This window comes from Komagataeibacter sp. FXV3 (assembly GCF_015155755.1).
Lineage (GTDB): Bacteria > Pseudomonadota > Alphaproteobacteria > Acetobacterales > Acetobacteraceae > Komagataeibacter.
On the sequence record NZ_VWPI01000024.1, the window covers coordinates 1 to 3,317 of the forward strand.

At 65.2% G+C, this 3,317-nt stretch carries 4 protein-coding genes; all 4 read right to left on the bottom strand.

The window, feature by feature from the left end:
- Positions 1–737: ATP-binding cassette domain-containing protein (locus F1542_RS02485; RefSeq protein WP_408886220.1), on the bottom strand; the 737-nt coding region annotated here is incomplete at its 3' end.
- Positions 738–763: 26 nt separating this feature from the next.
- Positions 764–1,795 (bottom strand): ABC transporter ATP-binding protein, encoded by a 1,032-nt coding sequence (locus tag F1542_RS02490; protein ID WP_193731646.1) that lies wholly within the window; start codon positions 1,793–1,795, stop codon positions 764–766.
- A complete protein-coding gene (locus tag F1542_RS02495) occupies positions 1,785–2,756 on the bottom strand; it encodes an ABC transporter permease (RefSeq protein WP_193731647.1) in 972 nt (323 codons plus the stop codon). Before F1542_RS02495 ends, F1542_RS02490 begins: the two co-directional genes overlap by 11 nt.
- The coding region (locus F1542_RS02500; RefSeq protein ID WP_193731648.1) for an ABC transporter permease at positions 2,753–3,317 on the bottom strand (565 nt) is incomplete at its 5' end. The genes F1542_RS02500 and F1542_RS02495, both read right to left, overlap by 4 nt.

The window sequence follows — 3,317 nt, forward strand, 5'->3', positions numbered from 1 at the left end:
GTATAGGGATGGGCGGGATAGTGCAGCACATCATCCGTCGCCCCGATTTCGACAATCGCGCCCAGATACATGACGGCCACGCGGGTGGAAACCTGACGCACCACCGCAAGGTCATGCGCCACGAATACATAGGTCAGGCCAAGCCGTGCCTGCAGGTCGGCAAACAGGTTGACGATCTGGGCCTGCACTGACACATCCAGCGCGGAAACCGGCTCATCCGCCACCACCAGGCGGGGCGACAGCGCAAGCGCGCGGGCAATATTGATGCGCTGGCGCTGCCCGCCGGAAAATTCATGCGGATACCGTGCCAGCGCCGCGACAGGCAGGCTGACGAGTTCCATTAGGTCACGCACGCGCCGTTCAATGTCCACAGCCGACCGCCTGCGCCCATCCGGGCCACGATGGACGCGCAGGGGTTCGGCCAGCAGGTCCCCGATGCGGCGGCGCGGGTTCAGGCAGGCGCTGGAATCCTGAAACACCATCTGCATGCGGGGACGCAGCGGGCGCAGGCGGCGTTCGGGCAGGGTGGTGATGTCGTGACCTTCAAACACGACCTGTCCCGCTGATATGTCCGTCAGCCGCAGCATGCACCGCCCCAGCGTTGATTTGCCGCAGCCGGACTCCCCCACCAGTCCCAGTATCTCGCCCGGCATTACTGACAGGGATATGCCATCCACAGCCACCAGATGCTGCCCATGGCCCACATGGTAGGTTTTGGACAGGTTGCGCACCGCCATCAGCGCGGCGGGGGCCGGTGTATCGTTCACGGGCATGTATCCCCCCATGTAACCGTGCGCGGCGGCAGGGGTGTGCCCTCGGCTGGCAGCACGCAGGCGGCCGCATGGCCGTGACCCAGCGGGACCAGAACCGGCGGGGCCGTGGTGCAGGCAGCGTGGACATGGGCGCAGCGCGGACCGAAGGCACAGCCGGGCGGGCGATCCATGGGCATGGGCGGCGCACCGGCAATGGCGGGCAGGCGGTCGGGCCGCGGACCATAAAGCGGCGGGATGGAGTCCAGCAGGGCGGCGGTATAGGGATGGCCGGGATGGTCAAGGACCCGGCCCGATGGTCCCGTTTCGGCCACCCGGCCGGAATACAGTACCAGCGTGCTGTCACAGGTCTGGGCCACGACCCCCATGTCATGTGTAATCAGCAGCACGGACGACCCATGCGTCGTGCGTAGTGAGCGGATCAGTTCAAGGATCTGCGCCTGTACCGTCACGTCCAGCGCGGTTGTCGGTTCATCGGCAATCAGCAGCGTGGGGTTGCATGACAGCGCCATGGCGATCATCGCGCGCTGACGAAGGCCGCCCGATAACTGGTGGGGATAGCGTCGTGCCATGCGTTCGGGGTCGGGCACGCCCATTTCACCCAGTATCCGCACCGTGCGTGCCCGCGCCTGCGTGCGGGAGACGCGTTCATGGGCGCGGATCTGTTCATCAATCTGCCAGCCGATGGTATAGACGGGGGTGAACGCCGTCATCGGGTCCTGAAAGATCATGGCGATGTCCCGCCCGCGCAGGCGGCGCATCTGCCGTGGCGGCAGCCCGACCAGTTCGCGCCCGCGAAAGCGCACCGACCCGCTGACCCGCACCCCCGGCATATCAATCAGGCCCATGATCGCCATGGCGGTGACGGACTTGCCGGACCCTGATTCCCCCACCAGCCCCAGTATCCCGGCCTCTGGCAGGCTGAAGGAGACATGTTCGACAATCGGCACCATGCGCCCGCGCGCGGGAAAGCCGACACACAGGTCACGCACATCCAGAAGCGGGGCGGAGCGGTCAGCGGGCATCACGCACCCTCGGGTCAAGGAACAGGTAGATCACGTCCACCGCCGCATTGGCCAGCACCACGAAAACGGCGGAATACATGACGGTGGCCATGATGACCGGCAGGTCCAGCGTGGTCAGCGCGCGATAGGTCAGGCGACCGACGCCGGGCAGGCCAAACACCACTTCCGTCAGCAGCGCGCCACCGCCCACCAGTTGCGCGAAATCCATCCCGAACAGCGATACGAAGGTGACCATGGATGTCCGCAGCCCATGCCACAGCAGCACGCGCGCAGGGGACAGCCCCTTGGCGCGTGCCGTGCGCATGAAGTCCTCGCCCGCCAGGGTGACAAGGTCGGTGCGTAGCACCCGGCTGTATATGCCAATGAACATGACCGCCAGCACGAACCACGGAATGACCAGTGCGCGGAACCATCCCAGCGGGCTTTGGCTGAAGGGCACGTAACCCAGTCCCGGCACCCATGAAAACAGCCATGTATCGTGATAGCGGTTCTGGGTGATCAGGTTGGCGACCTCCCCCAGCCAGAACACGGGAATGGAAATCCCCACCAGCCCCAGCATCATCAGCCCCCGGTCCATCCATGTATCCCTCATGGCGGCGGCCACCGTGCCCATGGCAATGGATACCGTCACCCAGATGAATGCCGCCCCGCAGACCAGGCACGCCGTAACCGGGGCGGCCTGCATGATCTCGGGCACCACCCGTTCGCCACGGTTGGCATAGGAGGCAAGGTCGCGCGTGATGAACAGCTTTTTCATCATGATCGCGTACTGCACCGGCAGCGGGCGGTCGAAACCGTATTCGCGACGCACTTTTTCCATGGTCTGTGGCGATGCGTTCCGCCCGGCAATGCGCGCGGTGGGGTCCGCGCCGGGTGTTGCGAAAAAGATTCCAAACACCAGTACCGACACGCCAAACAGCACCAGCAGCGTCTGGCCCATGCGGCGCAGCAGGGCGGTCATGAACGCCGTCCCCCATCACGCACGTCCAGCGCATCCCGCAGCCCGTCACCAAGGATATTGAGCGCCAGCACCACGATTACGATCGCAAGTCCGGGTGCAACGGCCACCATGGGGCGGGTATAGATCAGGCCCTCGCCATCCTGAATGATTGTCCCCCACGAAGGCTGTGGCGCCTGTACCCCCAGCGAGAGGAAGGACAGGGCACTTTCCGCCAGCAGCGCCAGCGCCATCAGCAGCGGGCCGAGCGTGACCAGCGTGGTCATGACATTGGGCACGATATCGCGCAGCATGATCCGCCATCCCGGCACGCCCAGACAGCGCGCGGCGGTCACGAATTCCGCCCGCCGCAACGCCATGACCCGCCCGCGTATGGGACGCGCGGCATAGGGCACGTAAACCAGCGCGATGATCATGACGGGGATGAACAGGCTGTCCGCCCGCAGCACGAACGGGCCAAGGCGCACCTGCTGCCTGACCATGACAATGGAAAGCGATATGGCGAACAGATAGACCGGCACCGCCCACATGATGTCCATGATCCGCGACAGGACGGTATCGACA